We start from the raw sequence: 25,676 nt of genomic DNA, 5'->3' as shown, positions 1-25,676 counted from the left end.
GCGGCAGCGGGTCGGCAAAAGCGCGACGGACAGGCGATAATCCCGGTTTCGTTCTCCTGGCACCCCGCGCCCATGCTCGATCCCGCTCTGCTTCGCCAACAGCCCGCCGACCTCGCCGAGCGCCTGCGCACCAGCCGCGGGTATTCGCTGGACGTGGCCGCCCTGGAGGCCCTGGAGGCCGACCGCAAGCGCATCCAGGTGCGGACCCAGGAACTGCAGAGCCTGCGCAACAGCCGCTCCAAGGCGATCGGCCAGGCCAAGGCCAAGGGCGAGGACGTGACCGCGCTGATGGCCGAAGTGGCCGGCTTCGGCGACGAATTGAAGGCCTCCGAGCAGCGCCTGGACGAGATCCGTGCGCAGCTGGAGACGCTGGCGCTGGAGATTCCCAACCTGCCGCAGGCCGACGTGCCCGCCGGCAAGGACGAGGCCGACAACGTCGAACTGCAGCGCTGGGGCAGCCCGCGCAGCTTCGAGTTCGAGGTCAAGGACCATGTCGAACTCGGCGCGCGCCACGGCTGGCTGGACGGCGAGTCGGCGGCCAAGTTGTCGGGCGCGCGCTTCACCGTGCTGCGCGGGCCGATCGCGCGCCTGCACCGCGCCCTGGCGCAGTTCATGCTAGACCTGCACACCGGTCCGCACGCCTACCAGGAAACCAACGTGCCGGTGATCGTCAACGCCGACAGCCTGTACGGCACTGGCCAGTTGCCGAAGTTCGAGGAAGACATGTTCGCCACCGCGCTGGGCGAGCAGAAGCGCTACCTGATCTCCACCTCGGAGATCTCGCTGACCAACCTGGTGCGCGACGAGATCGTCGAGGCCGAGCGCCTGCCGCTGCGCATGACCGCGCACTCGCTGTGCTTCCGCTCCGAGGCCGGCAGCGGCGGCCGCGACACCCGCGGCATGATCCGCCAGCACCAGTTCGAGAAGGTGGAACTGGTCAGCGTGTGCCGCCCGGAGGACAGCGCCGCCGAACACGAGCGCATGACCCGCTGCGCCGAAGTGGTGCTGGAGACGCTCGGCCTGCCGTATCGCAAGATGCTGCTGTGCACCGGCGACATGGGCTTCTCGGCCAGCAAGACCTACGACCTGGAAGTCTGGCTGCCGTCGCAGCAGACCTATCGCGAGATCTCCTCCTGCTCCAACTGCGGCGACTTCCAGGCCCGGCGCATGCAGGCGCGCTGGCGCAACCCGGCCACCGGCAAGCCCGAGCTGCTGCACACGCTCAACGGCTCCGGCACCGCGGTCGGCCGCGCCATGATCGCGGTGATGGAGAACTACCAGAACGCCGACGGCTCGATCACCGTGCCCGACGCGCTGCGCCCGTATATGGGTGGGGCCGAGCGGATCGGCTGATCGCCGCCCAGCCCCGGGTATCCGCCTCGGGCGAGCTTGGCGTCGCCGTTACCGCGGCGACGCCTTCTGTCTGTTACCGCGCTCAGGCGAATTGGCGTGATGCGGGCAATGCCCCGCCTTGCGCTAATTGGGTCTTCGACCCAGATGGAGCAAGTTCGCATGCATTGCCCCCTGCAGCACTCGCAGCAGGCGGCGCGCCGCGCGCGCCGAACTCCCGCACCCGTCACACCCGTCACTTCGCGCTAGCCTGGCCGGGGTTATCTTGCGCCGTCTACGTCTACCTCCTTGCCTGAGTTCGCCAGCGCGACCGGCGTCGCTGCAGCGCGAATCGTTGTAGGAGTAGAATGAACCGGATCCGATTGTCCCCATCGTTCTAAATATCGAAAGAACATGCACGACCTCAACGATCTGTATTACTTCGCCATGGTGGTCGACCACGGCGGGTTCGCCGCCGCCGAGCGCGCCTTGGGCATCCCCAAGTCGCGCCTGAGCCGCCGCATCAGCCAGCTGGAGAGCGATCTGGGCGTGCGCCTGCTGCAGCGCTCCACGCGCCGCTTCGCCGTCACCGACCTGGGCATGAGCGTGCACCGTCACGCCCAGACCATGCTGGCCGAGGCGCAGGCCGCGCGCGAAGTGGTCGACCGGCTCAGCGCCGAACCGCGCGGCCTGGTGCGGGTGAGCGTGCCGGTGTCGCTGGCGCAGATGCAGTTGCCCAAATTGCTGCCGATGTTCCTGGACCAGTACCCCAAGGTGCGGCTGCAACTGAACATCAGCAATCGCCGCGTCGACATCATCAACGAAGGCTACGACGTCGCCCTGCGCGTGCGCTCGCGCCTGGACGACGACGGCAGCCTGGTGATGCGCAGCTTTGGCCAGGTGCAGGAACTGCTGGTCGCCAGCCCCAAGTACCTGGACCGTGCCGGGCGCCCCAAGGACCCCGAGGAACTGACTTCGCACGTCACCCTCAGCATCAGCGAGGACGAAGCCCGACAGCGCTGGGAGCTGCACGGCCCGGCCGGCGAAGTGCGCCGCGTCGACCTGCAGCCGCGCGTGGCCGGCTTCGACTTCCCGCTGCTGCAGTCGATGGTCAAGGACGGCTTCGGCATCACCCTGCTACCCGAGACCGTCTGCGCCGAAGCCGTGCGCAACGGCGAACTGGAAGTGGTGCTGCCGGAATGGTCGCTGCCGCAGGGCATCTGCCACGCCGTGTTCGCCTCGCGCCGCGGCCTGCTGCCGGCGGTGCGCGTGTTCATCGACTTCCTCGCCGAACACCTGCCGCGCCAGATCGAGGCCTCGCGCCTGGACTGCGGCGGCAACTGCCCCGAACGCACCAAGGCCCGGCACTCGACCCTGGGCGCGATGGCGGTCGAGGCGGGTTGAGCGACGCCGGCCGAGCAAAACCGCCGCGGGCGTGCGAAAATGCGCGCCCGTGCTGGTGGTTCTGGGTTCGGGGTGCATGCGGTGCCGTCAGCGGCACCGGCCCGCGTCGAGCGGGACAGGCACTGCAGCGTCGCGCTTCCGCGGCGTTGTGCTTCAAGCGGCTGCGACGCTCTTCCGCAGTACCGCCGCGTTCGCAAACGGAGAGATGGCCGAGCGGTTTAAGGCACCGGTCTTGAAAACCGGCGAAGGGTCAAACCTTCCGTGGGTTCGAATCCCACTCTCTCCGCCAATAATTCACGAAATTCGTGATAATTTTGAAGTTACCAGCTAGTTCGCGGGCTTTTCTCTGTATTTTCCCTGCAAAAGATCGGTAGTACTGTGAATCATGCAGCCACAGCCTGTATGAACTCAGGAAGGCCATGCGGTAGTGATGCTGCAGAAGCGAGTCTGCGCACTGTGACCTGCTCGGGAGAGCCCGGAAGTCTGCTATCAAGCTTCGGGAAGAGCGAAGGATTAGCGCTGCGCCGGTCTGCAGTGACGAGTCGTAGCCATTCTCGAGTTGTCTGAAGTAAATATTTTCCGCGAACAGAGTGCGTGGAATTTAGCTCAAGAAATGAAACTCTGAGTGCTTCCAGTTTTTCCGCAGGCAGATCAATGCTGACTTCAATGATTTCTTCCAATCTTGAGAATTTTGGGGTAACGCTAGTTAGAAATATATCCAAGAAATCAGTCGCGGAATTTGGCCGTGAACTCACTCTGAAGCCTCCCCTCCTGGCAATGAAGAGGGTCTCGTGAAGAGAGTTGCTATGCTTCTCGAATTGCTCAACAACTTGTTTGAAAGTTGATATCACTCTTGCTCGGGTAGTTGGGTCTCCTGCGCAGCGGAGCTCGTCAATGAGAACGCTGTCAATAACTTCTTGTACGCACAGAAGGTTCTCAAAAGAATATGCTGGTACTACGAAGACCTGCGCAAGCGGCGAATTTTCGTCGTAGTCATGGTCTACAAAAAAATATACGCCCTTCAATCGTCTATCCTGTTCGAGCATAAGGTGAAATGCAAGAAGTTGCTCCTTGCCGTTCCCAGCTACTGCTTCATATCTCGGACTGTTTGGGATTCGGCTTATCCAGTCGCCATACACCGATACGTCATCGTGGCTTTCGAATATAAAAACGATGGAGTTTGGTCTGGAGCTTCGGATCGATAGGAGTTTAACATTGAGTACTTGAGGACTCTTTCTTCCTTCTCGCAGTCGTTCAAGAATCTGCATCTTCTTTGCTCTCCCGGCGAGATACAGTTAGTGGCGTGGCGCACTTGTCTAGTTCGTTCTCGAAAACGAATGGCGAATGCGTGATTGCCAGCATTTGTGTCACGGAAGGACTATTGGCAATGTCTGGGAGCACCTTTCTCTGCCAATCGATGGAAAGTGATAGCTCAGGCTCATCAATCAATACGATTTTTGGTTGTGGGCTGAGGTACAGGTGCGCCATGAGCGAGACTATTTGCTTCTCACCGGAGGAAAGGTCATCCAGAGATATAGGGTCTCTTGTCCAAGTGTTCTGGACGATTACCTCTAGGGTCCTTGGGTCGAACGCTAAACTCTTCTCGTCGCTCGATAATGTGAGATAGCTGTTGCAGATAGCTACGAACTGTTCGATTACGAGTTCGGTTTCTCGAGTTTCATCGATGACTTGCGCTAGCTGGCTAAGGAAGTATCTAAGGAACTTGTTTTCAGTGTCATCAATGTGGCCTGTATCATAAAGTTGCTGAATTCGGCTTAGCATCGCGCTCGGAGACGTTCTCGCTGTTCGGTCCACTCGACTCAAAAAAAGGGCAAGTGAATTCACGTCAGGGAGTAGGGCTGCGTCTATAGTTTCACTTGAATCCTGCCGCGTAAGCATGTCCTGCAGCATTCGGGCACTCAGGTTGCGATACTCAATATTTGAGCGTCGCTCTATGTCCTCGCTTAGTTGAGCAAGGCGCTCCTGGACGTCAGCAAGACCAAATGCCATATCGTCGTGCTGAGCTTTGCTTGGCTGATTCCGTCTTGCGACTTGACGCGCGCGAGATGGCCTGAGAATTGGGCGCTCAATTCTCCGGTATGTCGGGAGAAAAATTACTTGAACGTCACCCATGCAAGCCTTTACTTCTTCGCTGGCGGCCTTAGCTGCATCGGTGAGGGAGAAGTCTAGCGCTATGTACAAGTCGTCAAAGATTTCTTCTAGTGAATCCCAGTTGTGGGGTGTATTGATGTAAACCTGTTTTGCGACGGGATGCTCGCGCAGGCGCCACATGTTGCCAGGCTGATAGGTTGTTGATATGAATTCTGAAAGTGCAGATTCAGCGATTGAGGCAGAAGAAGCGAGTTGGCTGAGTTCTTCTAGAGGGTCGCCCTTGCGTGAAATTAGATGTTCTTTTGGAATTGATATTGGTAATAGCGAATGCGAAAACTTACATTCTATTGACTCAAAGTTGATAGAGGACAGGCGCTGAAATCGGCGCGTAACAAAAGCGTTCAAAGCATTGAGCACTGTCGTCTTGCCGGTTCCATTCTCTGCGACTACGACTGTGGATTTTCCGGAGAAATCAATTCTCACGTCCTTGTATCCATGAAGGCCTTTAATGCAGAAGCTTTCTAGCGGGGGGCTAATCGGCTGGTGGCTCACTGAGGCTCCTTTGATGATTACGTTTGCCGTGGCCATAAGCCGCGTGTCATCCGGATTGTAGTTTCGGGGCTGAAGCGTCTCACTAGGTATAACTATTGAGGCACAAATCCCAGTGTCAAAAATTTAAGGTTATTAGTGCCGCATCTCTTAAGGGGTTGAGCCTGAGCCTATTTAGTAAAGCACCTAGCAACTGCGTTAAAGTGGGTATGAAATGACATGGCTATGACGCCGTACAACACAACGGATTTTCGCACGTGGCTGCAGATGCCTGGTCAGGTCTATTGTGGATCGAGGTTGTAGGTTGCATCTTTTTGTAAGCGAATGCTACGTTCCGGCCGAGCTTCCAGAAGGGTCACCCGGTTTGGCGAGCAAAACGTCTCTAGGACAGTGGCGGACACGGATGCTGGCCGGGATCGGTGGCATTGCCGCGATCGTGGTGGGGTGGGGCATCGGCTTGTTCGAGGCCAAGGAGGTGCCGGTGCCGCCCGCGCTGCAGGCCGGGAAGGACGTCGCCGCCGGCGAATGGTCGCTGCGCTTCGACCACGTAGAGACCAGCGACCAACTGCCGAATGGCGAGGTGGTGTCGCGCGATGGTCGCAAGGCGATCGTGCTGTATCTGCAGGCGACCAACCGCACCACGCAGACCAGCGGCTCGCTGGTGCAGGCGGTGGCGTTGAAGACGCCGCCGCGCGGGGCCGATGCGCGGCCGACGGCGTATCTCTTGCGCGATCGCGCGGCGACCACCGAATTGCAGCCGGGCCTGCCGGAGCAGATCGCCCTGGTCTGGACCTATCCGGCGACGGAGCAGTCGGCGGCGCGTGTGCGCTTCGACGTCACCGCCAGGACCTTCAAGGCCTTCGACAATCTCTATGCGCAGCCGCTGTGGACCGATCCGCATCCGGTCGGGGTCGTGGAGTTGCCGCTTGGTGTGTCGCGTGCCGGCGCACAGGCGGGTGAACCGTGAAGCGGCTGGCCGCCATCGCGATCCTGCTGCTCGGCTTCGTGCTGCTTGCCGGCATGCGCTGGACGATGCCGCGCTACGAGCGCATCACCGGCCCGATTCCGGTATCCGGAGCGCCTGGTAGTTGGGTGCAGACCGACAATCTGGCCGTGAACGCCGGGACGCCGCAACTCGCGCGCACGCTCCGTTTCAAGGCGGCGGGCGCGCTGCAGCAGCGCGACAGCGGCGGGGTGTGGCTGGTGGTGCCGGTGCGGTCGAAGGTCGCGCGCGCGACCGCGCGCGTGTACGGCCGGGTCTGGGCGACGCCCGACGGCCGCCGCTACCGCGCCAGCGGCCGCGCGGAGATGGGCGATGCAGTGCTGTCGTCGATCAAGACGCTGCAACCCGGGCTGGAACGCAAGGATGTGCTGGTCTTCGAGTTGCCGTCCGCGCTCGCCCGGGCAGGCGGCACGTTGGTGCTGTCGGAAGACCGAGATCCGCAGCTGACGGCCGAGGCACTGGTGCGCTATCCGCCAATCCCTGCCGGGTCTCCGGTGGACGTGCTCGATCTGGATGCGCTGCATGCACGCCTCTGACCGCGACGTGGCCCCGGCCGTTTCCGAGCGGCGCATGCGCTGGCTCGCGCTTGCGGCGCTGGTCGTGCTGGTGCCGTGCACGATGGCCGCGACCGGCTGGCGCGACGCGCGGGAGTTGCTGCATGCGCGCGAATGGTGGCCGGTGGATGTGGCGATGGCGCAGACCGTGGACTACGACGGTGCCGCCGTTCGGCTTGCGTCGGTCGATGTGCTGCCGTTCGAGGCAGGACTGCCCGCCGATCGCACGTTCGTGCGTACGCGGCTGACGCTGGTGCCGGGCGCTTCCGGCGCGCAGTGGAGCGATTGCGCGCTCAAGCTGGTCGACGGCACAGGTCGTTCCTGGTCCGCCATCGACACCGTGCCGGACCTGTTGCAGCGTGCCCTGGCCAAGCCGGGCGAGTCGCCCGGCGTCGCCTGTGATGGGTTGGCCGTGTCCACGGCCAAGCCAGGCGTGCCGTTGGCGATCGACGGCTATTACCTGGTGCCGCGTGCGGTGGCCGCGCAGCTGCAACTCACCGTGAGCACGCACGGCGGTCGCCCCCACTATTTGCGTTTCGCGCGGGAGCAAGCTCATGACTGAGTTGGCGCTGCGTGGCGGGCCGCTGGGGCTGATCGGCGACACGCTGCGGCTGTGGGTCCGCTACATGCCGCAACTGCTCGCCGTGGCACTGGCCGGCGTGTTGCTCAACGAACTGCTGCTGCAGGCCGCGGTGTGGATCGGCTACCAGAACCGGCTCGCTGGCTTGCTGTCGCTGACGCTGGTGGTGCTGGTCAAGCTGGTGATCTTCGTGCTGCTGTTCGAGACGCTGCGCCCGGCCTTGCCGGGGATCGCCAGTGCGGCGCTGGCCGAACAGGCCGACGCGACGGCAGCAGAGGACGAAGGCAGGGCGCGCTGGCGCCGCCTGTCGGCGATCGTCTCGCAGGCGCTGGTGCCGTTCTTCGCCTACTACGCCGCCTGGGGCTTCCTCGGCGAGACAATTCGCGCCTACGGGCGCGAGGGGTTGGGGCAGTTCAATCCGTTCGACCCGACCTACCGCGGTTCATTGTTCGAGGTGTCGGGCGGCTGGTGGCTGGTGGCGTCGGTGGCGCTGCTGTGGCTGATCCGGCGCGCTGCGAAGAAACAAAAGCAGCGCAGCGCGCATCCGGCCTGGAACGTGCTGATCGTGCTGTGCGAAGCCGGCTGGACCTTCGTCGGCATGTACGTGCTCACCGAATGGAAGGGCGGGGTGTTCCGCTGGCTGGCGCATCTGCGCATCGCCGATCTCGGCCAGCAACTGTGGCAGGGCATCAGCCATCCGATCGGCGTCGCCCATGCCGCGCTGCCGGGCGCGGTGGAGCAGGCGCCGCCCGGCGTGGCGGACACGCTGGTGGTGATCTTCTTCTCGGCCTTGTTGCCGGTGGTCTGGCTGGCGCTGGCCGCGTTGATCTACCGCTATGACGTGCACAACGCCGCATTGAACGCGCCCGCCAAGTGGTCGAGCAAGGTCGATGGCACGCTCGGGCTGTGGCGGAAACTGCCGACCTGGTTGCGCGACTTCATCGGCCATTTCTGGGCCGGCACTGTCTCGCGCTATCGCGCCGCCGCCAATAGCGTGCAACTGGCCGGTGCCACCGGGTTGGCGGCGCTGGTCACCCTGATCGTGCTCTATCGCGCCCTGGACTGGGCCTCGGCCTGGGCCTGGATGGGTCTGACCCGGCTGATCGGCCCCCACCCGCAGGTGGTGTGGCAGGCGATCGCCAATCAGCTGTCGGTGGTGCTGGGTACGCCCAGCGATCCCGGCGACGGCATCCTGCCGCAGACGCTGAAGATCTGCCTGCTTGCAGCGACGCTGGAGCGTGCCTTCCGTGCCGGGCGGAGCTGGCGGGCATTGAAGTAGTCCGGCGCGTATTGCGCCGTCTTCGCGGCGCCACCGGTTGTGGGTTGCAAAGGCGCAAAGAAAAGCGCCGCGATGACTGAACATCGCGGCGCTGCGGAACAGGGCATCAGGCGACGCGTTCTGGTCGGCGCCGTCGAAACCCGGAGGATCAGCCAGCGGCCGGCGCCTTGGTGTCGCCCGCCTTGATGTCGCCCGGCTGGCACTCACCCAGGCGCTTGCCGTCCATCTTCATGTGCGTCTTCATCGACATGCCGCCGGGCAGGCCGGTGATCTCGGAATGCGATTCGGAGGCCATTTCGGTGGCGCTGAAGGTGCCGGTGCTGGTGCCCGCGACCTTGATGTCGCCCATCGTGCAATGCATCTTCGCGTCGATCTTTCCGTCCTTCATGCTGAAGGTGTCGTACACGCAGTTCTTCTGCATCGGCGAGGCACTGCCGAAGAGGCTGGCGGGGTCGTTGATCTGTTCGGCGGTGAGGCACACCTTGGCGGTGCTCGGCGGCACCTTCGGCATCTGCGGCATGTTGCCGGAGCCGCCGGTGGTCTCGCTGCTCACCTGCTCGATCCGCATCTCCCATTGACCGGGCTGCAGCTTGGCCGCCTGCACCTTGGCCACGTCGGCGACCGAGGCGTTGGACATCGCGACGTTGTCGCCATTCTTGTCGCCGCCCTTGCTGCAGGCGGCGAGCAGCACACACACAGCAAGCGTTGCCGGCATGGTCAGACGCATGAACTTCTCCCTAAGTTATGTGAAGTGCGCGGAGCATAGCCGGGTGCGTGATTAAGATCACGTGGACGTCCGGCGCTCGCCGCCGGTCGGTGCCTGGCCATAAGGCCGGCGCCAGGGAAAGATGAGGGCAGATCGTCGCAGGCTTGCTCTGCGGCTGGCGAGGAGGGAGAAACCCCGCGCAATCACGTGACGCCAAGGTATGGCCGCACACGGGCAACGCCGTGCGATTCCGGCGATAGCGGAGCACGTTCGGACCGCACCTGCCGTGCACGGACCATTGCGTTGGGCTCTGCTAGCGTCTGCGCCGCCGCGCGTGACCCCCACGCCATCTGCTCCAGGTTCGTACCTCGATGCCCAGTCTCGCCGAACGCCCCGTCATCCTCGAACGCAAGCGCACCTTGAAGATGGCCCGCTCCGCCCACGCCTACGTCCGCGGCAATACCCTCAAGTTCTACGAATGGCTGGCAGCGTCGCCGGCGGCGCGGCGCGTGCCGATGGGGCCGGCGATCTGGATCTGCGGCGACTGTCATCTCGGCAACCTGGGCCCGGTCGCCGACGGCGAGGGACATATCGAGATCCAGATCCGCGACCTCGATCAGGGCGTGATCGGCAATCCCGCGCACGATCTCATCCGCCTGGGCTTGTCGCTCGCCACCGCGGCGCGCGGCTCGGATCTGCCCGGCGTCACCACGGCGCGGATGATGGAGGCGATGATCGACGGTTATGGCGCCGCCATCGAGGATCCGACGCGCGATCACCCCGGCGCCGAACCCGAGACCGTGCGCAGCATCCGCCGCGAGGCCTTCGGCCGGCGCTGGCGCCATCTGGCCAAGGAGCGTCTGCAGGCAGTGGAGCCGCGCATCCCGTTGGGCGAGAAGTTCTGGGCGTTGGCGCCGGAAGAACACGAGGCGCTGGAACGGCTGTTCGCCGATCCGGCGGTGGCGCAGATGGTGCTGTCGCTGAAGGGGAAGCCCAAGGACCGCGAGGTGCGCCTGGTCGATGCGGCCTACTGGATGAAGGGCTGCAGTTCGCTGGGTCTGCTGCGCTATGCGGCGATCGTCGCCTTGAAGACCGGCAAGGGCCACTGGTCCTACGCGCTGGTCGATCTGAAGGAGGCGATCGCACCGATCGCGCCGGCGGCCCCCGATGCACGCATGCCGGCCGACAACGCCGAACGCGTGACCGCCGCGGCGCGTGCGCTGTCGCCGTACCTGGGCAGCAGGATGCTGCCGGTGCATCTGCTGGGCCGTTCGCTGTTCATTCGCGAACTCTCGCCGCGCGACCTGAAACTGGAAGTCGACCAGTTCAATCACGTCGAGGCGGTGCGCTCGGCGCGCTATCTCGCCTTCGTCGTCGGCAAGGCACATGCGCGGCAGATGAAGCCCAAAACGCGCGTCGCATGGCTGAAGCTGCTGGACGCCGACCGGCGCAAGGCCATCGATACGCCGTCGTGGCTGTGGGAGAGCGTGGTCGCGCTCGCCGGCCATCACGAAGCGGGCTATCTCGAACATTGTCGCCGCTACGCGCTGGCCGCCTGACGGCAGTGGCCGCGAGTAGTGACAGACTGGCGCCGCGTCGCGATCCGTTTCAGCCGCGCGCGCGGTCCAGGTCCAGCGCCATGTCCCAGCGATCCAAGCCCGGGCCGTAGCCGTTCGCGACCACGCGTTCGACGACGAAGCCGAAGCGCGCATAGAACGCCTGGGTGTGCTGGCTGGTGTCCAGTTCGATCCGCGCCACGCCGGCCCTGCGCCGGCAGGCGTCGAGCCGCGCCTCGGTCAAGGCACGGCCCAGGCCCTGCCGATGCAGGCGGCGGTCGACCATGCCCCAGCCGAAGCTGGCGACGCGGCCGTCGGCGCTCAGCGCGTGGCCGCCGCAGGCCACGACCGCGCCCGCGCGGACGATGGCCAGGTAGTGCCAGGCGTCGGCGTCGTGCTCCAAGAAGCGTTCGAAGTCGGTGCGTTCACTGCGAGCGAAGAACTGCGGGACGTTGCTGTCGAACAGCGCCAGGCAGGCGGCGTGGTCCTGCGCGGCATACGGACGGACGGTATTCACCTGTGCAGTGTGCCGCAGACGCCCGATCAAGTCGTGGTTGCGTCGGGTTGGGCCTACCGCATCGGCCATTTCCGAACGCGTTGTCGGAAAATTTCGCCAGGCCTGTCCGGGATCCGCAGCGGGGTGGTGTCCGGAAGCGGGAAGGGGGAGGGTCAGATAATTCTGACGTGAGATCAGGATTGTCCTGATAACGCTTTCCCACTCATGCCAGCATACTGGCCTCGGCCTGACGCAGGGACCGTCGCGCGCCTCACGGGGAGAGCGCTGGCAGGTCACTCGACCCTGCGTGCCGAGCCTTGAGTAAGCTCGGCAGGGTTTTCATGACGACACGATGACGTTTCGCGAGGTGCAGATGAGCACTCCGTGAAGCGTCGTCGTTTGTCTACGAATTCGTATTGCCCTGAATAATTCACGCAGATAGTCTGGATGGTGCGGTATCCGCTGCGTTGGGGTTATACGAGATGGCCATCAGGGTTTTTCTGGTCGATGATCACGCTCTTGTCCGGACGGGCATGAAGCTGATCCTGTCGAATCAAACGGATATCGAGATCGTCGGCGAGGCCGACAGCGGCGAAAATGCACTCCCGCAGATCCGGCAACTGAAGCCGGACATCGTCCTGTGCGATCTGCACATGCCCGGCGTCAGCGGGCTGGAAGTCACCGAGCGCATCGTCAAGGGCGACCACGGCACCAAGGTCATCATCGTCTCGGTGCTGGAAGACGGCCCGTTGCCAAAGCGCCTGCTGGAAGCCGGTGCGTCCGGCTACGTCGGCAAGGCCGGCGACGCGCAGGAATTGCTGCGCGCGGTCCGCGACGTGGCGATGGGCAAGCGCTATCTCGGCGCCAACATCGCGCAGAACCTGGCGCTGGCCAATCTGGAAGGCGGCGGTTCGCCATTCGATGCGTTGTCGCCGCGCGAACTGGAAGTGGCCCTGCTGCTGACCCGCGGCCTGCGCCAGGAAGACATCGCCAAGCGCCTGAGCCTCAGCGCCAAGACCGTCAACACGCACAAGGCGCGGCTGTTCGAAAAGGTCGGCATCCAGGACAACATCGCCCTGGCGCGCCTGGCCACGCAGTACGGCTTGCTGGATCCGACGCACCCGCTGTAGCGGTGGCGCCTGTCGACCGACACGAGAGCGGCCTTCGGGCCGCTCTTGCGTTGTGCGGGCGAAGGAAAAGATCTTTTCGCGGCTGCTTGATCAAATAGCGACCGCGCACCGGCGTTGTCGATGTCCTAGGCGCTCGTGAGTGCCGCGGTCGGAATGGTTGGGTGCCACTGCGGCGTCACTTGGCGAAAGCAGTGGAGCAGGGAGTGCTCTGCGCGGATGCATCACTCACGACTGCAGCGAGCGCACAACCACGAGGACGTGCATGTGTTGGGGTGCCTTCAAGACACTTCGGTCGCCGCGTTCCGCGCAGCACGTACTGCACTCATCGGGTGTTTTCGTAGGAGCGGCTTCAGCCGCGACAGCCCTACCGTTGACGTCTGTCGCGGCTGAAGCCGCTCCTACGGGGTGAGGGTGTATCTCGTTGAGCCACGGCAAAGCCAGTTTTGCCGTGGCTTTTGAAGCCCCTGCTGCTGCGCCGAACGGGACGCGCGAAAACAGTACGCGTGCAGACGATCGTCTTGAGCCGCAGCGATGGACGCGCTTCAAGGGTGCCTACAAGAAAAAAAGCGGCCCGAAGGCCGCTTCTTTCATGCTGCGACGGGAGCGTGGATCAGCTGCGATCCTTGTGCTCGTCGCCGTCGGCCTTGTCCGCGACATGTGGCGCAGGCGTTGCGGATTGCGCCGCGGCAGCAGCACGTTGCTTCCGCGCTGCCTCGTCCGCAGCCGCGATCTCCGCCTGCGCCGGCGTCGCCGGAGTAGCGACGGACGTTGCGGTGTCATCGCTTGCCGGCATGGCCGATGCGGCCTTGGTCGACGCTGCGGCCGCTGCTTCACCATGGTGCGATGCCTGCGCCGGTGCCTCGGCGAAGGCGTCGAGCAAGGTGGTCTGCACCGGTGCGTAGGCCGGCTTGGCCGGGGCAGCTTCTTCCGCACGCGGCTCCACGGAAGCGGTGGGCGCGGCGGTGACGGCCGGCGCTGCGCTCGGCGGAATGACGGCAGCTGCCGCCGGCGCGGTGACGCCCGCCGGATCCTCGACCGTGGTCGCGGTATCCGCAGCGTCCGGCTCCGCGACCGGCGCCTTGGCGGCGGTGGCAGTCGGTTGCTCGACGGCGGTGGTGACTGCCTGCGGTTGCGGCTGCGACACGGCCGGCGTGGCGGACGGTGTCGTTGCACGCTCGGCCGGCGCAGCAGCGCCCTCGGTGGCGCCGGTCTGCTGCGCAACCGGCGTGGTCTCTGCAACCGCTGCCGGTGCCGCGGGTTCCGCAGCCACCACGGTGTCGGCGTGAGCCACGGCGGCATCGCTGACGCCCTGGGCTGCAGTGGCCGGCGCAGGCGATGCGGTCACGGCGTCGGCAGGGGCGGCCGGCTGCATCGGTGCGGTGGCCGGCGCAGGCACGGGGTCGGCGGCGATCGGCGCGGGGGCCTGGGCTGCGTCGTCGGCCGGTGCCGGGGCACTGACGGCAGCAGGACGCTCACGGCGCTCGCGCTTTTCCTGCGGCTCGCGCTTCTCCTGCACGGGCGGCTTGGGCGCGGGTGCATCGGTGGCACCGTCGTCGTCGAAGTCGAACTCCGGCTGGCTGCGGCTCGGCGCGGGCGCGCTTTCGCCGTCGCTGTCGCCGGCATCCAGGTCGGCATCGTCCAGACCGGCGGCATCGCCGGCAGCACCGGCTTCGCCATTGCCACGGCGGCGGCGGCGGCCACCGCGACGGCCACGGCGGCGGCGGCCGCCGGCGTCGCCGGTACCGTCCTCGCCCTCGGCGCCTTCGCCGGCGGGCACGGCCTGCGCGGTTTCGGCGGCGCTTTCGCGTTCATCAATGCTCGCTGCTGCCGCGGTCTGCGCCGGCTGCACCGGTGCTGCGGCTGCAGCGTCGACAGCTGCTGCAGGTTCCTGCGACGCGGCGATCGCGCCACCGGCAACCGCGGCGGCGGCCAGGGTGGTGGCGTCCTGTGCCGGCGTCACCGGTGCGGTGGCGACAGGCGCGGCCGGCTGCTTGGCGACGGCCTCCTCGGCACGCGGCTGACGCTGCGGCTTGTCGCCCTGCGCGGCGGCCTGTGCCGGTTCCTGCTGCGGCTTCGGCTGGCGCGGCGGGTTCTGCGGCTGCTGCTGCTGCTTCGGTGGCTTGGGCGTCTGCGTCTGCGGCTGCGGCTGCGGCTTGGCCTGCTGCGCGGCCTGCTCGTTGCGCGGTGCCTTAGGCTGCGGGTTCTGCTGCCCGGCCGGCGCGGCAGCGCCGTTGCCGTTGCCGTTGCGGCGCTCATCGCGGCGCGCGTTGCCGCCGCCGTTGTTGCCGTTGCCACGCGCGGCATTGCCGCCCTGGCCGCCGTTGCGGTTGCCGTCGCGGCGCGCATTGCGGTCGTTACGATCGCCACGGTCGTTGCGGTTGCGGTTGCCGTCCTGCGGGCGCTGGCGCTGTGCCGGCTCGGCGGCGGCCGGGGCCGGGGCCGGGCTGTCGCCAGCGCCGAAGATGCGCTTCAGCCAGCCGACCACGCCGGTGGCCGGCGGTGCGACCGGTGCCGGCGCGACGACCGGGGCCGGTGCCGGCGCGGCGACCGGTTCTTCGACCACTTCGCGCACCGGGGCCGGCTGCGAGTGCTTCACATTGGTCACCGCAGGCGCCGGGATGTTCAACTGCGCCTTGGTCAGGGCATGCACCGGCAGCTTGCGCGGGGTGCCGCGCTGGTAGCTGGGCTTGGTGCTTTCCTCGCCCAGCTCGTTCTCGCGCAGGCGGGTCACTTCGTAGTGCGGGGTGTGCAACTGCTCGTCGGCGACGATCACGATCGGCGCGTCGTGGCGCTTCTCGATCTCGCTGAGCGCGCGGCGCTTCTCGTTGAGCAGGTAGTTGGCGATCTCCACCGGGGCCTGCACCAGCACCTGTCCGGTGTTCTCCTTCATCGCGTGCTCTTCGGCGACGCGGATGATCGACAGCGACAGCGACTCGACGCTGCGCATGCGGCCGTGGCCGTCGCAGCGCGGGCAGACGATCTGGCTGGATTCGCCCAGCGACGGACGCAGGCGCTGGCGGCTCATCTCCAGCAGGCCGAAGCGCGAGATGCGGCCGATCTGCACCCGCGCGCGGTCGTACTTGAGCGCGTTCTGCAGGCGGTTCTCGACCTCGCGCTGGTGCTTGTTGGAGGCCATGTCGATGAAGTCGATGACCACCAGGCCGCCGAGGTCGCGCAGGCGCAGCTGGCGCGCGACCTCTTCGGCCGCCTCCAGGTTGGTCTGGAACGCGGTGTCCTCGATGTCGCTGCCCTTGGTGGCGCGCGAGGAGTTGACGTCCACCGCGGTCAGCGCCTCGGTCTGGTCGACCACGATCGAACCGCCGGACGGCAGGCGCACGCTGCGCTCGTAGGCGGCCTCGATCTGCGATTCGATCTGGAAGCGGTTGAACAGCGGGATGTCGTCGGTGTAGTGCTTGAGCTTGCGCAGGCTCTGCGGCATCACCTGCTGCATGAACTCCTGGGCGTCGCCGTACATCTCGGCGGTGTCGACCAGGATCTCGCCGATGTCGGCGCGCAGGTAGTCGCGCAGGGCGCGGATGATCAGCCGCGATTCCTGGTAGATCAGGAACGGCGCCGGCTTGGCCAGCGCCGCCTCGGCGATCGACTTCCACACCTGCAGCAGGTAGTCCAGGTCCCACTGCAGCTCTTCGGCATCGCGGCCGACGCCGGCGGTGCGGATGATTACGCCCATGTCGTCGGGGATGTTCAGCTTGTCCAGCGCTTCCTTCAGCGCGGCGCGGTCCTCGCCTTCGATCCGGCGCGAGACGCCGCCGGCGCTGGGCGAGTTCGGCATCAGCACCATGTAGCGGCCGGCCAGAGAGATGAACGTGGTCAGGGCAGCGCCCTTGTTGCCGCGCTCTTCCTTGTCGACCTGGACCACGACTTCCTGGCCCTCGCGCAGCAGTTCGCGGATCGTCGCCTTGTTGTGGTCGACGCCGGCCTGGAAGTAATCGCGGGAGATTTCCTTCAGCGGCAGGAAACCGTGGCGCTCGCCGCCGTATTCGACGAAGGCCGCTTCCAGCGAGGGCTCGAGCCGGGTGATGCGGCCCTTGTAGATGTTGGACTTCTTCTGTTCCTTGGACGGCTGCTCGATGTCGATGTCGTACAGGGTCTGGCCGTCCACGATGGCCACACGCAGTTCTTCTGCCTGCGTGGCGTTGATCAGCATTCGCTTCATTGTTGCGTTCCTCGCGCTGCTACCGCGCGGAACGCCATGGGGTTTCGCTTCTGGTCACGCTTCGTCGCCCATCGCGCAGGCGCGGGGTGGGCGTCTTGGGTTTCCAGCGCTACGACACCACGGCGAGCCGCGGGAGCGCTTTTTGCTTTTAGGTGGTTCAGGACCGGCGGCGACTCCAGCCAGGCTGGGCGCCGCACGGGGCATGTTCAGCGCGGACGCTTGCGGCATCCGGCGATGGCCGGGCAGGCCGGTGAGCCGCTAACATGGCCGCCCCGGGGGCGGTGGTCGCGCACTGTGCCGGAATCGTCGTAAGCCGGGCTTCTGGCCCTCAACTAACTTCCAACGAAATCAAACCCTTATCTCGCCCCCCGAGTGTAACAGAATAAACTGCCTGATGACTTCCCCCCCGATCCCTCCAAAGCCGCGCGATGTCGCGACCAGCGCGGTGCGCATTCTCAAGGTCCCGGAAGACAGGGCCGGACAGCGCGTAGACAATTTCCTGCTCGGCCAGCTCAAGGGCGCCCCGCGCAGCCTGATCTACAAGCTGATGCGCAGCGGCCAGGTGCGGGTCAACGGCGGCCGCACCAAGGCCGAGCGCAAGCTCGAAGCCGGCGACGAGGTGCGCATTCCGCCGGTGCGGCTGGCCGAAGAAGGCGAGAAGAGCGCGCCGCCGGACGCCTTCATGGCCCGGCTGGAGGCGGCGATCGTCTACGAGGACGCGCGGCTGCTGGCGCTGAACAAGCCGTCGGGCGTCGCCAGCCACGGCGGCAGCGGGATCAGTTTCGGCGCCATCGAGACGCTGCGTGCGCTGCGTCCCAATCAATCGCTGGAGCTGGTGCACCGGCTCGACCGCGACACTTCCGGCCTGTTGATCGTGGCCAAGAAGCGCTCGGCGCTGACCGAGCTGCAGGCGCTGATGCGCGAGGACGACCGGGTCCAGGGCCGCGGCATCAGCAAGCGCTATCTGACCCTGCTGGTCGGGCGCATGCCCGACGGCACCATGAGCGTGGACGCGCCGCTGCACATCGGCCTGCGCCAGGGCGGCGAGCGCCACGTGCAGGTGAACGCGGCGGGCAAGCCGTCGCTGAGCCACTTCCGGGTGCTGGAGCGGCGCGGCGGACATTCCTATTGCGAGGTGCGGATCGAGACCGGCCGCACCCACCAGATCCGCGTGCACGCGCAGCACCTGGGGCATCCGGTCGCCGGCGACGACAAGTACGGCGATCCGGCGGTCAACAAGCGCCTGCGCGAGCAGATCGGGCTCAAGCGCCTGTTCCTGCATGCCGCCTCGCTGGAGTTCAGCCTGGACGACGGCAAGACACCTTATTTATTGAACGCGCCGCTGGCCGACGAACTGGCCGAGGCGCTGAACCGCCTCGGCTGAGGCGGACGCGCCGGGAGCGGCATCGCGCGGCCGCCCCCGATATCGCGCTCAACTGTCGTGATGGTCGTGATCGTGGCGTCCGTCGTGGTGGGCGGGGGCCGGCCGTTGTGCCGGATGCGACTCGGCCGGGCGCTGCTGAGGCATGCGCGGCGGTGGCGAGAACCGGGCCACGCGCTGCTCCTGGCGCTGCTGCTCCTGGCGTGGTTCCGGCATCGGCGCACGCATTGCCTCGCGCGGCATCTGCGGCGCGCGCGCTTCGCGCTCGGGTGCCGGCGCATGCCAGGCCTGCGCGCGTGGGGCTTCGGTCGGCATTGCCTCTCGCGGCGGTTGCGTGCGTGCCATCTCGCGGGCGAAGCCGGAGGGTTGCATGCCCGGGTCGCCGTGCCGCGGCGGTTCGGCGAAGCGCGCTTCCGGCATGCCGCCACGATTGGCGGTCGCCTCGCGCGGCACCGGTGTGGGCGTCAGCGCCTGCGGGACCGGCCGACCATGGAACTGCGGGACCGGCATCGCCGGCGCTGCGCGTAGCGCGTTCGGCTGGGCCATCGCCACGGTGCGTTGCGCTGCCGGAACATGCTGGGCGAAGCCGGGCAGCAGACGCGGGTCGCGCGCGGCGGCCATGGCCGCCGGGGTGCCCGGGGCCGGCGGGCGCTGCACCGGCGGTGCCATCGCCGCCACCGGGCGGCCGGCCTGCAGCATCTGGTTGGTGAAGTGCGGCATGGTCTGCGGCAGCGCCGGCGGCTGCGCGCGGGCCGGCCCGAACGCCGCGGCAGGAGCACGCGCGCCCATCGCCGCAGCGGCAAACGCGGCGCCCGGCGCATGTGCGGCGGCGAAGGCCTGCTGACCGCCCGGTCCACTCATCGGTGCGGCCGGCGGCGGCGCACCGCGGTAGTCGTTGTGCACGTAGCTGCGGTTGTCGTAGTGGTTGTTGATGATGGTGGTGCGCGGCGCGTACACGCTGTTGCGGTAGACCACGTAGTTCGGCGCCGACGGCGGCGCGTTCCAGTTCACCCCCCAGTTGTTCCAGCCCCAGCTGTGCCACGGCGGTGCCGGTTCCAGCCAGCCGAACACGCTGTGGTGATGGTGTTCGAGCGCGTCGCCGACGAGTACGCCGACGCCGAAGGAAATGATGCCGGCCGTGACCAGGTCGCCGGTGTCGTAATAGGGGCGTGGCGGACGGTAGCGGTACTCGCGGTAGACGTTGACCGGGGCGCCGTAGACCACGTCGGGGTCGTAGCGCGGCACGTAGACCACGTCCGGCTGCGCCGGTTCGATCACGATGGTGCGGGTCGGCGGCGGCACTGCGTCGGCATGGGCCGGCGCCGGTTCCACCACGGTGCGCTGCACGACCTGCACGCGCTGCTGCGGCGTGCTGCGCAGGTGGCCCTGCGCCTGCGCGCGCTGGCGCATCACCTGCACCGCGTCCAGCACCTGGTTGGGATCGTGGGCATAGGCATCGCCCAGTGCGCGGGTCCAGTCGCCGTTGCCGGCCAACTGGTCTACCACGTCGGGGAAGGCGGTCAGCGCCTTGACGCTGGGGTCCCAGGGCTGCGCCGCGGCCGCCTGCAAGCGGTCGGTGGCGGCAAGGGTACGGTTGTTGCGCAGCCAGTCCTGCGCGGACATCACCTGGTCCGGATACACCGAGGCGGCGAGGGTCTGCGCCAGCAGCTTGTCCGGGAACAGGGCGATCGGCGCCACCAGTTGATACAACTGGTCGGCGGTGGGCGGCACGTAGGGCGCAGGCGCGGGCGCTGCGGCAGGGGCGGTCGCATCGGCCTGGGTTGCGGGGGATGGCGTGTCTTGTCGCTGGCAGGCACCCAGCGCCACGACGCTCAGCGCGGTGAACAGGGCCAGCCTGGCCGGGGGCAGGGGACGGAACTCCATGCGACACCTCATCGAGCGGGGCGAAGGTGGCCGCAGCATGCGCCGCCTTTGGTGTCTGCGACCTTTCTGCGCGGCGTGCTCGCGCGGGCCAGCGAGCGCGCGTTCAGCCGGCGTCGGCCGCTGCCATCAGAGCGGCGCGGATAACCGGAACAGCACCAGGCTGAGCGCCAGCGTGGCCATGCCCGCGACCAGGCCGTACACCGTTTCGTGTCCTTGCGCATAGCGCTTGGCCGCCGGCAGCAATTCGTCCAGCGCCAGGAACACCATCACCCCGGCGATCAGCCCGAATACCGCGCCGAACACTGCATCGGACAGGAAACGCGCCAGCGCTACGTAGCCGATCAGCGCGCCGATCGGCTCGGCCAGGCCGGACAGCAGGCTGGCGGCGAAGGCATAGGACTTGCGCCCGGTGGCGTAATGCACCGGCACCGCGATGGCGATGCCCTCGGGGATGTTGTGCACGGCGATGGCGAAGGCCAGCGGCATGCCCACCGCCGGGCTCTCCAGCGTCGCGAAGAAGGTGGCCAGGCCCTCGGGGAAGTTGTGCGCGGTGATCGCCACCGCGGTGAGCAGGCCGACGCGCTTGACGTAGGCGCGGTTGTCGTCGCGGAACAGCGGATCGCGGCTGTTGAGGCTTTCGTGCGGATTGGGTACCAGGCGGTCGATGGTCACGATCAGCACCATGCCGGCCAGGAACGCCAGGGTGGCGTAGGCCTGGCCCAGGCGCGGGTCGAAGGCGTCGCTGAAGGCGGCGATCGACTTGCCGAGGATCTCGGTCAGCGACACGTACACCATCGCGCCGGCGGAGAACGCCAGGCCGAAGGCGAGCAGGCGTGGATTGGGCCCCTTGCTGAACAACACCAGTACGCTGCCCAGGCCGGTGGCCAGGCCGGCGCCGAGGGTCACGGCGAGCGCGACCAGGACATTGTGCAGCGGGATCTCCAGCATGCGCCGGCGGCTCCGAGGAAGAGGCGTCGATCAAACCCGGCGCGGTGCGGGTGTCGCGTGAAGGCGCGCGGTGCGCGCCCGTGGCTCAGCCGGCCTTGTGCGCCTGCGCGTCCAGCGCGAAGCAACGGTCCGGGCGCGGCTGCGGCGGATTGAAGTTGACCGGCACCTGGATGGTCCACGGCACCGCCTGGCCGTTGCGGGTGGCGGGATTGAAGGTCCAGCCGCGCACGGCCTCCTGCGCCGAGGCGTCCAGCTTGGCCTGGCCGCTGCCGGCAACCACGTCCACCTCGGTCGGCTTGCCCTGCACGCCGACCACCACCTTCAGCACCGTGGTGCCGCCGAGTCCGGCGCAGGCCACGTCGATCGGGTAGTCCGGCGGCGGCGTCTTCACCGCGGCGACCTCGGTCGGCGGCTGCGCCACGGTGTGTTGCTGCGATTGCTGGGATTGGCCGCAGGCGCTGAGCAGCACGGCGCTCAGGCAGGCCAGGGGGAGCAGACGGCGGGCGGTAGCGGTCATCGGGATCATTCCGGAAGGGCGGACGCCTTGGCGGCGCAGATGAAGTCGTTCTCGCTGAGGCCGCCGACGTCGTGGGTGGAGTAGCGCACCACCACGCGGTCGTAGTGCACGCCCAGGTCGGGGTGGTGGTCCTCGCGGTGCGCGATCCAGGCCAGCGCGTTGACGAAGGCCAGGGTGCGGTAATAGTCGGGGAAGCGGAAGGTGCGGCTGATCGCGTTGCCGTTCTCCACCACGTCCCAGCCGGGCACCTGCGGCAGCAGTTCGGCCAGGCGCGCCTGGGTCAGTTTGTATTCGCTGCCCTTGCAGGGCGAGCAGTGGGCCTGGGCGAGCGGGATCAGGTCGTTCATGGAGGGTCTCTGCGGTGGAACGGACAGGGCCGGTCAACATACCGCCCGCGACGAGCGCAAGGCGTGGAAGGGTCTAGAATACCCGCATGATCCAGATCTCAGACAACGCGCAAACCCATTTCCGCAAGTTGCTCGAACGCGAGGCCGTGCCCGGCATGGGCGTTCGCCTGAGCGCGGTCGATGCCGGTACGCCACGCGCCGATGCGCGGCTGGAGTTCGCCGAGCCGGCGGACCTGGCCGGCGACGAATGGGCGATCGATTGCGCCGGCTTCACCCTGTACGTGGCGGCCGACAGCGTCGGCTGGCTCGACGGCGCCGAAATCGACTACGTCACCCAGGGCACCGGCCAGCAGCTCACCATCAAGGCGCCGAAGATCAAGGGCGAAGCCCCGGGCGAGGCGGCCTCGCTGGTGGAGCGGGTGCGCTGGGTGGTGGAAAACGAGGTCAATCCGCAACTGGCCCAGCACGGCGGCCGCGTGGCGGTGCAGGAAGTGTCCGCCGATGGCGTGGTGCTGCTGCGCTTCGGCGGCGGCTGCCACGGCTGCGGCATGGCCGACGTGACCCTGAAGCAGGGTATCGAGAAGACGCTGATGGGCCGCGTGCCGGGGGTGACCGCGGTGCGCGACGCCACCGACCACGACAGCGGCAGCGCTCCCTACATTCCGCGCGATTCGGCCGCCTGACGTTCCGCTGCCGGTGACGCGCGCCGCCGACATCCTCGATGTGTTGTTGGCGCGCACGCCGCGCAAGCTGCTGCGCGACCGCCGCACCGGCCTGCCGTACGCGTGGGCGCACTGGATCGCGGCGCAGCCTGCCATGCCGCGTCCGTTCGCCGCACCCGAGCTGATCGCGGCGATGCCACCGGCGCAGCCGGTTGCGACCCTGCGCCTGCCGGCGCTGCCGCTGTGGCAGGCGTTCCGCCGCCTGTGGTGGCAGCACTGGGATCCGGCGCCCTACGACCAGCGCTGGTGGCGGCGCCTGGCCGTGCTGCTCAGCCTGCTGCTGCATCTGCTGTTCGCGATGTTCCTGCTGTGGGTGGCGTTCGTGCGCTGGTTGCCGCCGCTCGCCGACGCAGACCAGGCTGGCCGCGTGCAGGTGGAATTCGTCGGCCGCGGCACGCCGGCCGAGAGCGGTGGCGGTGCGCCGGCCGAGGCGGCTGCGTCTACGGATGCGACGTCGCCGACCCCGCCGCGCGCGCAGCGCGCCGCGTCCGCGCGGCCGACCCCGCCAGCCGCTGCAGCACCGGCGCCTGCCGCGGAGCCGACCCCGGCAGTGCCGGCGCAGGCCGCGGCCAGCGCGCCGCCGCCGCCGCCGCCGCCGGCCGAGCAGCCGCTGCAGGTGACCGAAACGCCGACGCCCACCCGCGACTTCGTGCTGCCGCCGCCACCGAGCGTGCGCGTGCCGGTGCCGACACCACGCGCGGTGGTGCCGCCCGATGTGCAGGTGCCGGTCCGCGACGTCGAGGTGGTCACCGACGTGCCGACCGTGGCGCAGCTGCGCCCGCGCGACATCGCGGTGCCGCGCCCAGCCGCGCCGCAGCAGGTGCAGGTGCGCGAACGCGAGGTGCCGGCACCGCTGCCGCAGGTGCAGATTCCCGCACCGCAGATGCGCACCCCGGCGTCGACGCCGGTGCTGCGCAGTGCCGAGGCGCCGCAGGTGCGGCAGATCGAAGTGCCGACGCCGAGTCCCGCCACCGCGACCACGCCGGCACCGGCAACTGCTCCGGTTGCCAGCCCGGACGCCACGCCGGCGAGCGCGCCGACCCCGCAGCCGGCACCGGCCGCCGCTGCCGGCGCTGCGGCCAGCGCGACTGCCAAGCCGACCACACCTGCAGCCGGCACCGCGCCGCCCGGCAGCCAGGCCGCGACGCCGGGCAGCGGCCCGGCGCCGGTCGCCCGCGATGGCGGCTGGGCCACGCCACAGCGCGGCGACGACTGGGGCGCGGCCGCCCGCAACCGCCCCGGCGATGCCGGTGCCGGCGCCAGCAAGGGCGGCGGCCTGTTCAATGCCGACGGCAGCGTGCGCCTGGCCGATGGCCGCGGCAACGAGCAGGCGCCGGCGCGCAGCGCGCCCGGTTCCGAGACCGACACCTGGACGCGCGAGCGCATCGAAAAGGCCGGGGAATGGCTCAAGCGTCCGCCGTACGACTACAGGCCGACCTCGTTCGACAAGTACTGGCTGCCGAACGCGACCCTGCTGGAAGAGTGGGTGCGGCGCGGCATCAAGTCGGTGAAGATCCCGATCCCCGGCACTACCAGCAGCATTTCCTGCGTGATCTCGATCCTGCAGGTGGGCGGCGGCTGCGGCATCACCGACCCCAATCTCAACGAACAGCCGGCCGGCGCACGGCCGCCGCCGAACGTGCCGTTCAAGCGCGAATTGCAGGAAGACAACGGCAGCCGCTGAGCGACGGTATACCCGCCTGCTCCGACATGCGGGCGACGCACATCACCAACGTTCAGTACACGCGAACGGGACGCGGCCTGCTCTGCGTGGGCGGCTTCAGCCGGCATGGCGTTTCCAGCGAGAGTGCGTCGCGGCGGAAAGGCAACTCCGAACGACCTGTTGCGGACGGCGTGCTGTTTCGTAGGAGCGGCTTCAGCCGCGACGGGCGTTCCCGGTAAAGCCCCGTCGCGGCTGAAGCCGCTCCTACGTGTGTGCCTTACGTCGTTGGATAGGGCCGGAGCGATACAGGATTACCCAGCCTTCTAACGCGGCGGCGCGGTCGCCACGGGTCTACCGTGGCGCATCCAGAGCGCCCTGTGCACAGTCGCGTCGCCGCTGCTCAGCGCACTATGGTGCAGGCGGCCGCGCGTCATGCCGCATGCGTGGTCGCCTGCGCGTGGTGCGCTCAGTTCACGCCGTGCAAATCGCGCAGCTGGCTGCTGCGCGAGCCGAAGTAGGCCGCCAGGTCGGCGATGTCCTGGTCGCTCAGCTGCGCCGCCTGCGGGCTCATCAGCGGATGCGTGCGGGTGCCGCCGCGGTAGGCCTGCAGCGCGTGCGCGAGGTAGTCGCCGTACTGGCCGCCGAGCTTGGGGTAGGTCGGGTCGATCGGCGCATTGCCGTCGGCGCCGTGGCAGTCGATGCAGCTCTGCCCGGTGGCCTTGCCCTTGGCGTGGGCCAACTTGTCGCCGGCCTCGATGCGTCCGCCGGGCAGGCCGGCGGAGGAGCCGGAACCGTGCTCGCCGCTGCCGTGGCCGGCATCGCCGGCGGATTTGCTGGTGGATTCCACCTGCGATTGCGAACAGGCCCCCAGGCACAGGGCGGCAAGCAGGACGAGGGCGGGACGCAAGGCGTGCGCGGCGTTCGGCATGGGAGGCCTACTTGAGGGTGGACAGGAAAGCGGCGATGTCGGCGATCTCCTGGTCGGAGAAGCTTTCCGCCTGGGCCTGCATGGTCGGATGCTTGCGCTTGCCGAGCCGGTATTCGGTCAGCGCCTGGGTCAGGTACTGCGCCGACTGCCCGCCAATCTTGGGGATGCGGTAGCTGGGGTAGGCGTTCTTGTAGCCGGTGACCCCATGGCAACCCTGGCAGGTGTAGGTGAGCACCCGACCGTTGGCGGCGTTGCCCTGAATGGGCGCGGGCGCCGCGGCTGCGGCGGCGGGAGCGGCGGGCGCCGGCGCGGTCTGCGCCATGGCCGGGGCGGCCCCAACAGAAACGAGTACGGCCAGAGCAAAACAAGCGGCTAGCGGCTGCGTGCGCATGGTTTCGTGGTCCGGAGGAC

Annotated in this window: 22 protein-coding genes and 1 tRNA gene; 12 read left to right on the top strand and 11 right to left on the bottom strand. The window is 67.4% G+C overall.

Annotated features, from left to right (window positions below; translation table 11 throughout):
• The first annotated feature begins 72 nt into the window (after positions 1–72).
• The 3 genes from serS to ACP93_RS08500 all read left to right on the top strand — a co-directional run bounded on the left by serS (position 73) and on the right by ACP93_RS08500 (position 3,022).
• Positions 73–1,353 carry a serine--tRNA ligase gene (serS, locus tag ACP93_RS08510; RefSeq protein WP_048490269.1) on the top strand — a complete coding sequence of 427 codons (1,281 nt, stop codon included), beginning with the start codon at positions 73–75 and terminating at the stop codon, positions 1,351–1,353.
• 390 nt (positions 1,354–1,743) lie between these two features.
• Positions 1,744–2,733: a LysR family transcriptional regulator gene (locus ACP93_RS08505; protein WP_010342573.1), complete on the top strand. Its 990-nt coding sequence runs from the start codon at positions 1,744–1,746 to the stop codon at positions 2,731–2,733.
• Between the two features lie 199 nt (positions 2,734–2,932).
• Positions 2,933–3,022 (top strand) — tRNA-Ser (locus ACP93_RS08500).
• A 94-nt stretch (positions 3,023–3,116) separates the two neighbouring features.
• Here the strand turns inward: ACP93_RS08500 and ACP93_RS21085 are convergent.
• On the bottom strand, positions 3,117–4,001 hold the full coding sequence (locus ACP93_RS21085) for a DUF4435 domain-containing protein (RefSeq protein ID WP_082143403.1): 885 nt from the start codon (positions 3,999–4,001) through the stop codon (positions 3,117–3,119).
• On the bottom strand, positions 3,988–5,397 hold the full coding sequence (locus ACP93_RS21080; RefSeq protein WP_162208497.1) for an AAA family ATPase: 1,410 nt from the start codon (positions 5,395–5,397) through the stop codon (positions 3,988–3,990). The genes ACP93_RS21085 and ACP93_RS21080 overlap by 14 nt, the downstream gene beginning before the upstream one ends.
• Before the next feature lie 400 nt (positions 5,398–5,797).
• On the opposite strand from ACP93_RS21080, the gene ACP93_RS08495 reads away from it, so the two are divergent.
• From ACP93_RS08495 to ACP93_RS08480, 4 genes are read left to right on the top strand one after another with little or no spacing between them, the layout of a single operon-like run.
• Positions 5,798–6,361 (top strand): hypothetical protein, encoded by a 564-nt coding sequence (locus ACP93_RS08495; protein WP_048490268.1) that lies wholly within the window; start codon positions 5,798–5,800, stop codon positions 6,359–6,361.
• A complete protein-coding gene (locus ACP93_RS08490) occupies positions 6,358–6,933 on the top strand; it encodes a hypothetical protein (RefSeq protein ID WP_048490267.1) in 576 nt (191 codons plus the stop codon). Before ACP93_RS08495 ends, ACP93_RS08490 begins: the two co-directional genes overlap by 4 nt.
• Positions 6,920–7,513: a hypothetical protein gene (locus tag ACP93_RS08485; RefSeq protein ID WP_228135980.1), complete on the top strand. Its 594-nt coding sequence runs from the start codon at positions 6,920–6,922 to the stop codon at positions 7,511–7,513. The genes ACP93_RS08490 and ACP93_RS08485 overlap by 14 nt, the downstream gene beginning before the upstream one ends.
• Entirely contained in the window at positions 7,506–8,810 is a 1,305-nt protein-coding gene (locus ACP93_RS08480; RefSeq protein ID WP_048490266.1) for a hypothetical protein, read from the top strand. Before ACP93_RS08485 ends, ACP93_RS08480 begins: the two co-directional genes overlap by 8 nt.
• Before the next feature lie 148 nt (positions 8,811–8,958).
• Here ACP93_RS08480 and ACP93_RS08475 read toward each other — a convergent pair whose 3' ends face one another.
• Positions 8,959–9,537: a DUF3617 domain-containing protein gene (locus tag ACP93_RS08475; RefSeq protein WP_228135979.1), complete on the bottom strand. Its 579-nt coding sequence runs from the start codon at positions 9,535–9,537 to the stop codon at positions 8,959–8,961.
• 350 nt (positions 9,538–9,887) lie between these two features.
• Here ACP93_RS08475 and ACP93_RS08470 point away from each other — a divergent pair, with 350 nt between their 5' ends.
• Positions 9,888–11,075, top strand: a complete 1,188-nt coding sequence (locus tag ACP93_RS08470; RefSeq protein WP_048490264.1) for a DUF2252 family protein — start codon at positions 9,888–9,890, stop codon at positions 11,073–11,075.
• A gap of 49 nt (positions 11,076–11,124) precedes the next feature.
• On the opposite strand, the gene ACP93_RS08465 is transcribed toward ACP93_RS08470, so the two are convergent.
• Positions 11,125–11,589 (bottom strand): GNAT family N-acetyltransferase, encoded by a 465-nt coding sequence (locus tag ACP93_RS08465; protein WP_048490302.1) that lies wholly within the window; start codon positions 11,587–11,589, stop codon positions 11,125–11,127.
• A 461-nt stretch (positions 11,590–12,050) separates the two neighbouring features.
• On the opposite strand from ACP93_RS08465, the gene ACP93_RS08460 reads away from it, so the two are divergent.
• On the top strand, positions 12,051–12,698 hold the full coding sequence (locus ACP93_RS08460; protein WP_026143418.1) for a response regulator: 648 nt from the start codon (positions 12,051–12,053) through the stop codon (positions 12,696–12,698).
• Positions 12,699–13,308: 610 nt separating this feature from the next.
• Here the strand turns inward: ACP93_RS08460 and ACP93_RS08455 are convergent.
• Positions 13,309–16,875, bottom strand: a complete 3,567-nt coding sequence (locus ACP93_RS08455) for an Rne/Rng family ribonuclease (protein ID WP_053069710.1) — start codon at positions 16,873–16,875, stop codon at positions 13,309–13,311.
• Between the two features lie 394 nt (positions 16,876–17,269).
• On the opposite strand from ACP93_RS08455, the gene ACP93_RS08450 reads away from it, so the two are divergent.
• Positions 17,270–18,259 carry an RluA family pseudouridine synthase gene (locus ACP93_RS08450; protein WP_048490262.1) on the top strand — a complete coding sequence of 330 codons (990 nt, stop codon included), beginning with the start codon at positions 17,270–17,272 and terminating at the stop codon, positions 18,257–18,259.
• A gap of 48 nt (positions 18,260–18,307) precedes the next feature.
• Here the strand turns inward: ACP93_RS08450 and ACP93_RS08445 are convergent, their stop codons facing one another.
• The 4 genes from ACP93_RS08445 to ACP93_RS08430 form a co-directional block, all read right to left on the bottom strand.
• Positions 18,308–20,140 carry a DUF3300 domain-containing protein gene (locus ACP93_RS08445; protein ID WP_048490261.1) on the bottom strand — a complete coding sequence of 611 codons (1,833 nt, stop codon included), beginning with the start codon at positions 20,138–20,140 and terminating at the stop codon, positions 18,308–18,310.
• Positions 20,141–20,266: 126 nt separating this feature from the next.
• Positions 20,267–21,088 (bottom strand): zinc transporter ZupT, encoded by an 822-nt coding sequence (gene zupT, locus ACP93_RS08440; RefSeq protein WP_048490260.1) that lies wholly within the window; start codon positions 21,086–21,088, stop codon positions 20,267–20,269.
• Between the two features lie 85 nt (positions 21,089–21,173).
• Positions 21,174–21,605 carry an energy transducer TonB gene (locus ACP93_RS08435; protein ID WP_048490301.1) on the bottom strand — a complete coding sequence of 144 codons (432 nt, stop codon included), beginning with the start codon at positions 21,603–21,605 and terminating at the stop codon, positions 21,174–21,176.
• A gap of 5 nt (positions 21,606–21,610) precedes the next feature.
• Positions 21,611–21,952 (bottom strand): 4a-hydroxytetrahydrobiopterin dehydratase, encoded by a 342-nt coding sequence (locus ACP93_RS08430; protein WP_048490259.1) that lies wholly within the window; start codon positions 21,950–21,952, stop codon positions 21,611–21,613.
• 86 nt (positions 21,953–22,038) lie between these two features.
• Between ACP93_RS08430 and ACP93_RS08425 the strand changes: the two genes are divergently transcribed.
• Positions 22,039–22,635: an NfuA family Fe-S biogenesis protein gene (locus ACP93_RS08425; RefSeq protein WP_048490258.1), complete on the top strand. Its 597-nt coding sequence runs from the start codon at positions 22,039–22,041 to the stop codon at positions 22,633–22,635.
• Between the two features lie 13 nt (positions 22,636–22,648).
• Complete coding sequence (locus tag ACP93_RS08420) at positions 22,649–24,358, top strand: hypothetical protein (protein ID WP_048490257.1); 1,710 nt, start codon at positions 22,649–22,651, stop codon at positions 24,356–24,358.
• Positions 24,359–24,803: 445 nt separating this feature from the next.
• On the opposite strand, the gene ACP93_RS08415 is transcribed toward ACP93_RS08420, so the two are convergent.
• The gene (locus ACP93_RS08415) at positions 24,804–25,265 is read right to left on the bottom strand and encodes a c-type cytochrome (RefSeq protein ID WP_048490256.1); all 462 of its coding nucleotides are present in this window, start codon (positions 25,263–25,265) and stop codon (positions 24,804–24,806) included.
• A 7-nt stretch (positions 25,266–25,272) separates the two neighbouring features.
• Complete coding sequence (locus ACP93_RS08410) at positions 25,273–25,656, bottom strand: c-type cytochrome (protein WP_048490255.1); 384 nt, start codon at positions 25,654–25,656, stop codon at positions 25,273–25,275.
• Between the last annotated feature and the right edge of the window lie 20 nt (positions 25,657–25,676).

It is taken from the genome of Xanthomonas sp. NCPPB 1128, assembly GCF_001043115.1.
Lineage (GTDB): Bacteria > Pseudomonadota > Gammaproteobacteria > Xanthomonadales > Xanthomonadaceae > Xanthomonas_A.
The sequence above is the reverse complement of the archived record's forward strand: the minus strand, read 5'-3'. Positions and strand labels throughout refer to the sequence as shown.

Coding starts and splice junctions, on each gene's coding strand:
- ACP93_RS08475 (WP_228135979.1), bottom strand. CDS start 9,537: ATGCGTCTGACCATGCCGGCAACGCTTGCTGTGTGTGTGCTGCTCGCC.
- ACP93_RS08470 (WP_048490264.1), top strand. CDS start 9,888: ATGCCCAGTCTCGCCGAACGCCCCGTCATCCTCGAACGCAAGCGCACC.
- ACP93_RS08495 (WP_048490268.1), top strand. CDS start 5,798: ATGCTGGCCGGGATCGGTGGCATTGCCGCGATCGTGGTGGGGTGGGGC.
- ACP93_RS08505 (WP_010342573.1), top strand. CDS start 1,744: ATGCACGACCTCAACGATCTGTATTACTTCGCCATGGTGGTCGACCAC.
- ACP93_RS08480 (WP_048490266.1), top strand. CDS start 7,506: ATGACTGAGTTGGCGCTGCGTGGCGGGCCGCTGGGGCTGATCGGCGAC.
- ACP93_RS08460 (WP_026143418.1), top strand. CDS start 12,051: ATGGCCATCAGGGTTTTTCTGGTCGATGATCACGCTCTTGTCCGGACG.
- ACP93_RS08430 (WP_048490259.1), bottom strand. CDS start 21,952: ATGAACGACCTGATCCCGCTCGCCCAGGCCCACTGCTCGCCCTGCAAG.
- ACP93_RS08425 (WP_048490258.1), top strand. CDS start 22,039: ATGATCCAGATCTCAGACAACGCGCAAACCCATTTCCGCAAGTTGCTC.
- ACP93_RS21085 (WP_082143403.1), bottom strand. CDS start 4,001: ATGCAGATTCTTGAACGACTGCGAGAAGGAAGAAAGAGTCCTCAAGTA.
- ACP93_RS08435 (WP_048490301.1), bottom strand. CDS start 21,605: ATGACCGCTACCGCCCGCCGTCTGCTCCCCCTGGCCTGCCTGAGCGCC.
- ACP93_RS08410 (WP_048490255.1), bottom strand. CDS start 25,656: ATGCGCACGCAGCCGCTAGCCGCTTGTTTTGCTCTGGCCGTACTCGTT.
- serS (WP_048490269.1), top strand. CDS start 73: ATGCTCGATCCCGCTCTGCTTCGCCAACAGCCCGCCGACCTCGCCGAG.
- ACP93_RS08450 (WP_048490262.1), top strand. CDS start 17,270: ATGACTTCCCCCCCGATCCCTCCAAAGCCGCGCGATGTCGCGACCAGC.
- ACP93_RS08445 (WP_048490261.1), bottom strand. CDS start 20,140: ATGGAGTTCCGTCCCCTGCCCCCGGCCAGGCTGGCCCTGTTCACCGCG.
- zupT (WP_048490260.1), bottom strand. CDS start 21,088: ATGCTGGAGATCCCGCTGCACAATGTCCTGGTCGCGCTCGCCGTGACC.
- ACP93_RS08415 (WP_048490256.1), bottom strand. CDS start 25,265: ATGCCGAACGCCGCGCACGCCTTGCGTCCCGCCCTCGTCCTGCTTGCC.
- ACP93_RS08455 (WP_053069710.1), bottom strand. CDS start 16,875: ATGAAGCGAATGCTGATCAACGCCACGCAGGCAGAAGAACTGCGTGTG.
- ACP93_RS08485 (WP_228135980.1), top strand. CDS start 6,920: ATGCACGCCTCTGACCGCGACGTGGCCCCGGCCGTTTCCGAGCGGCGC.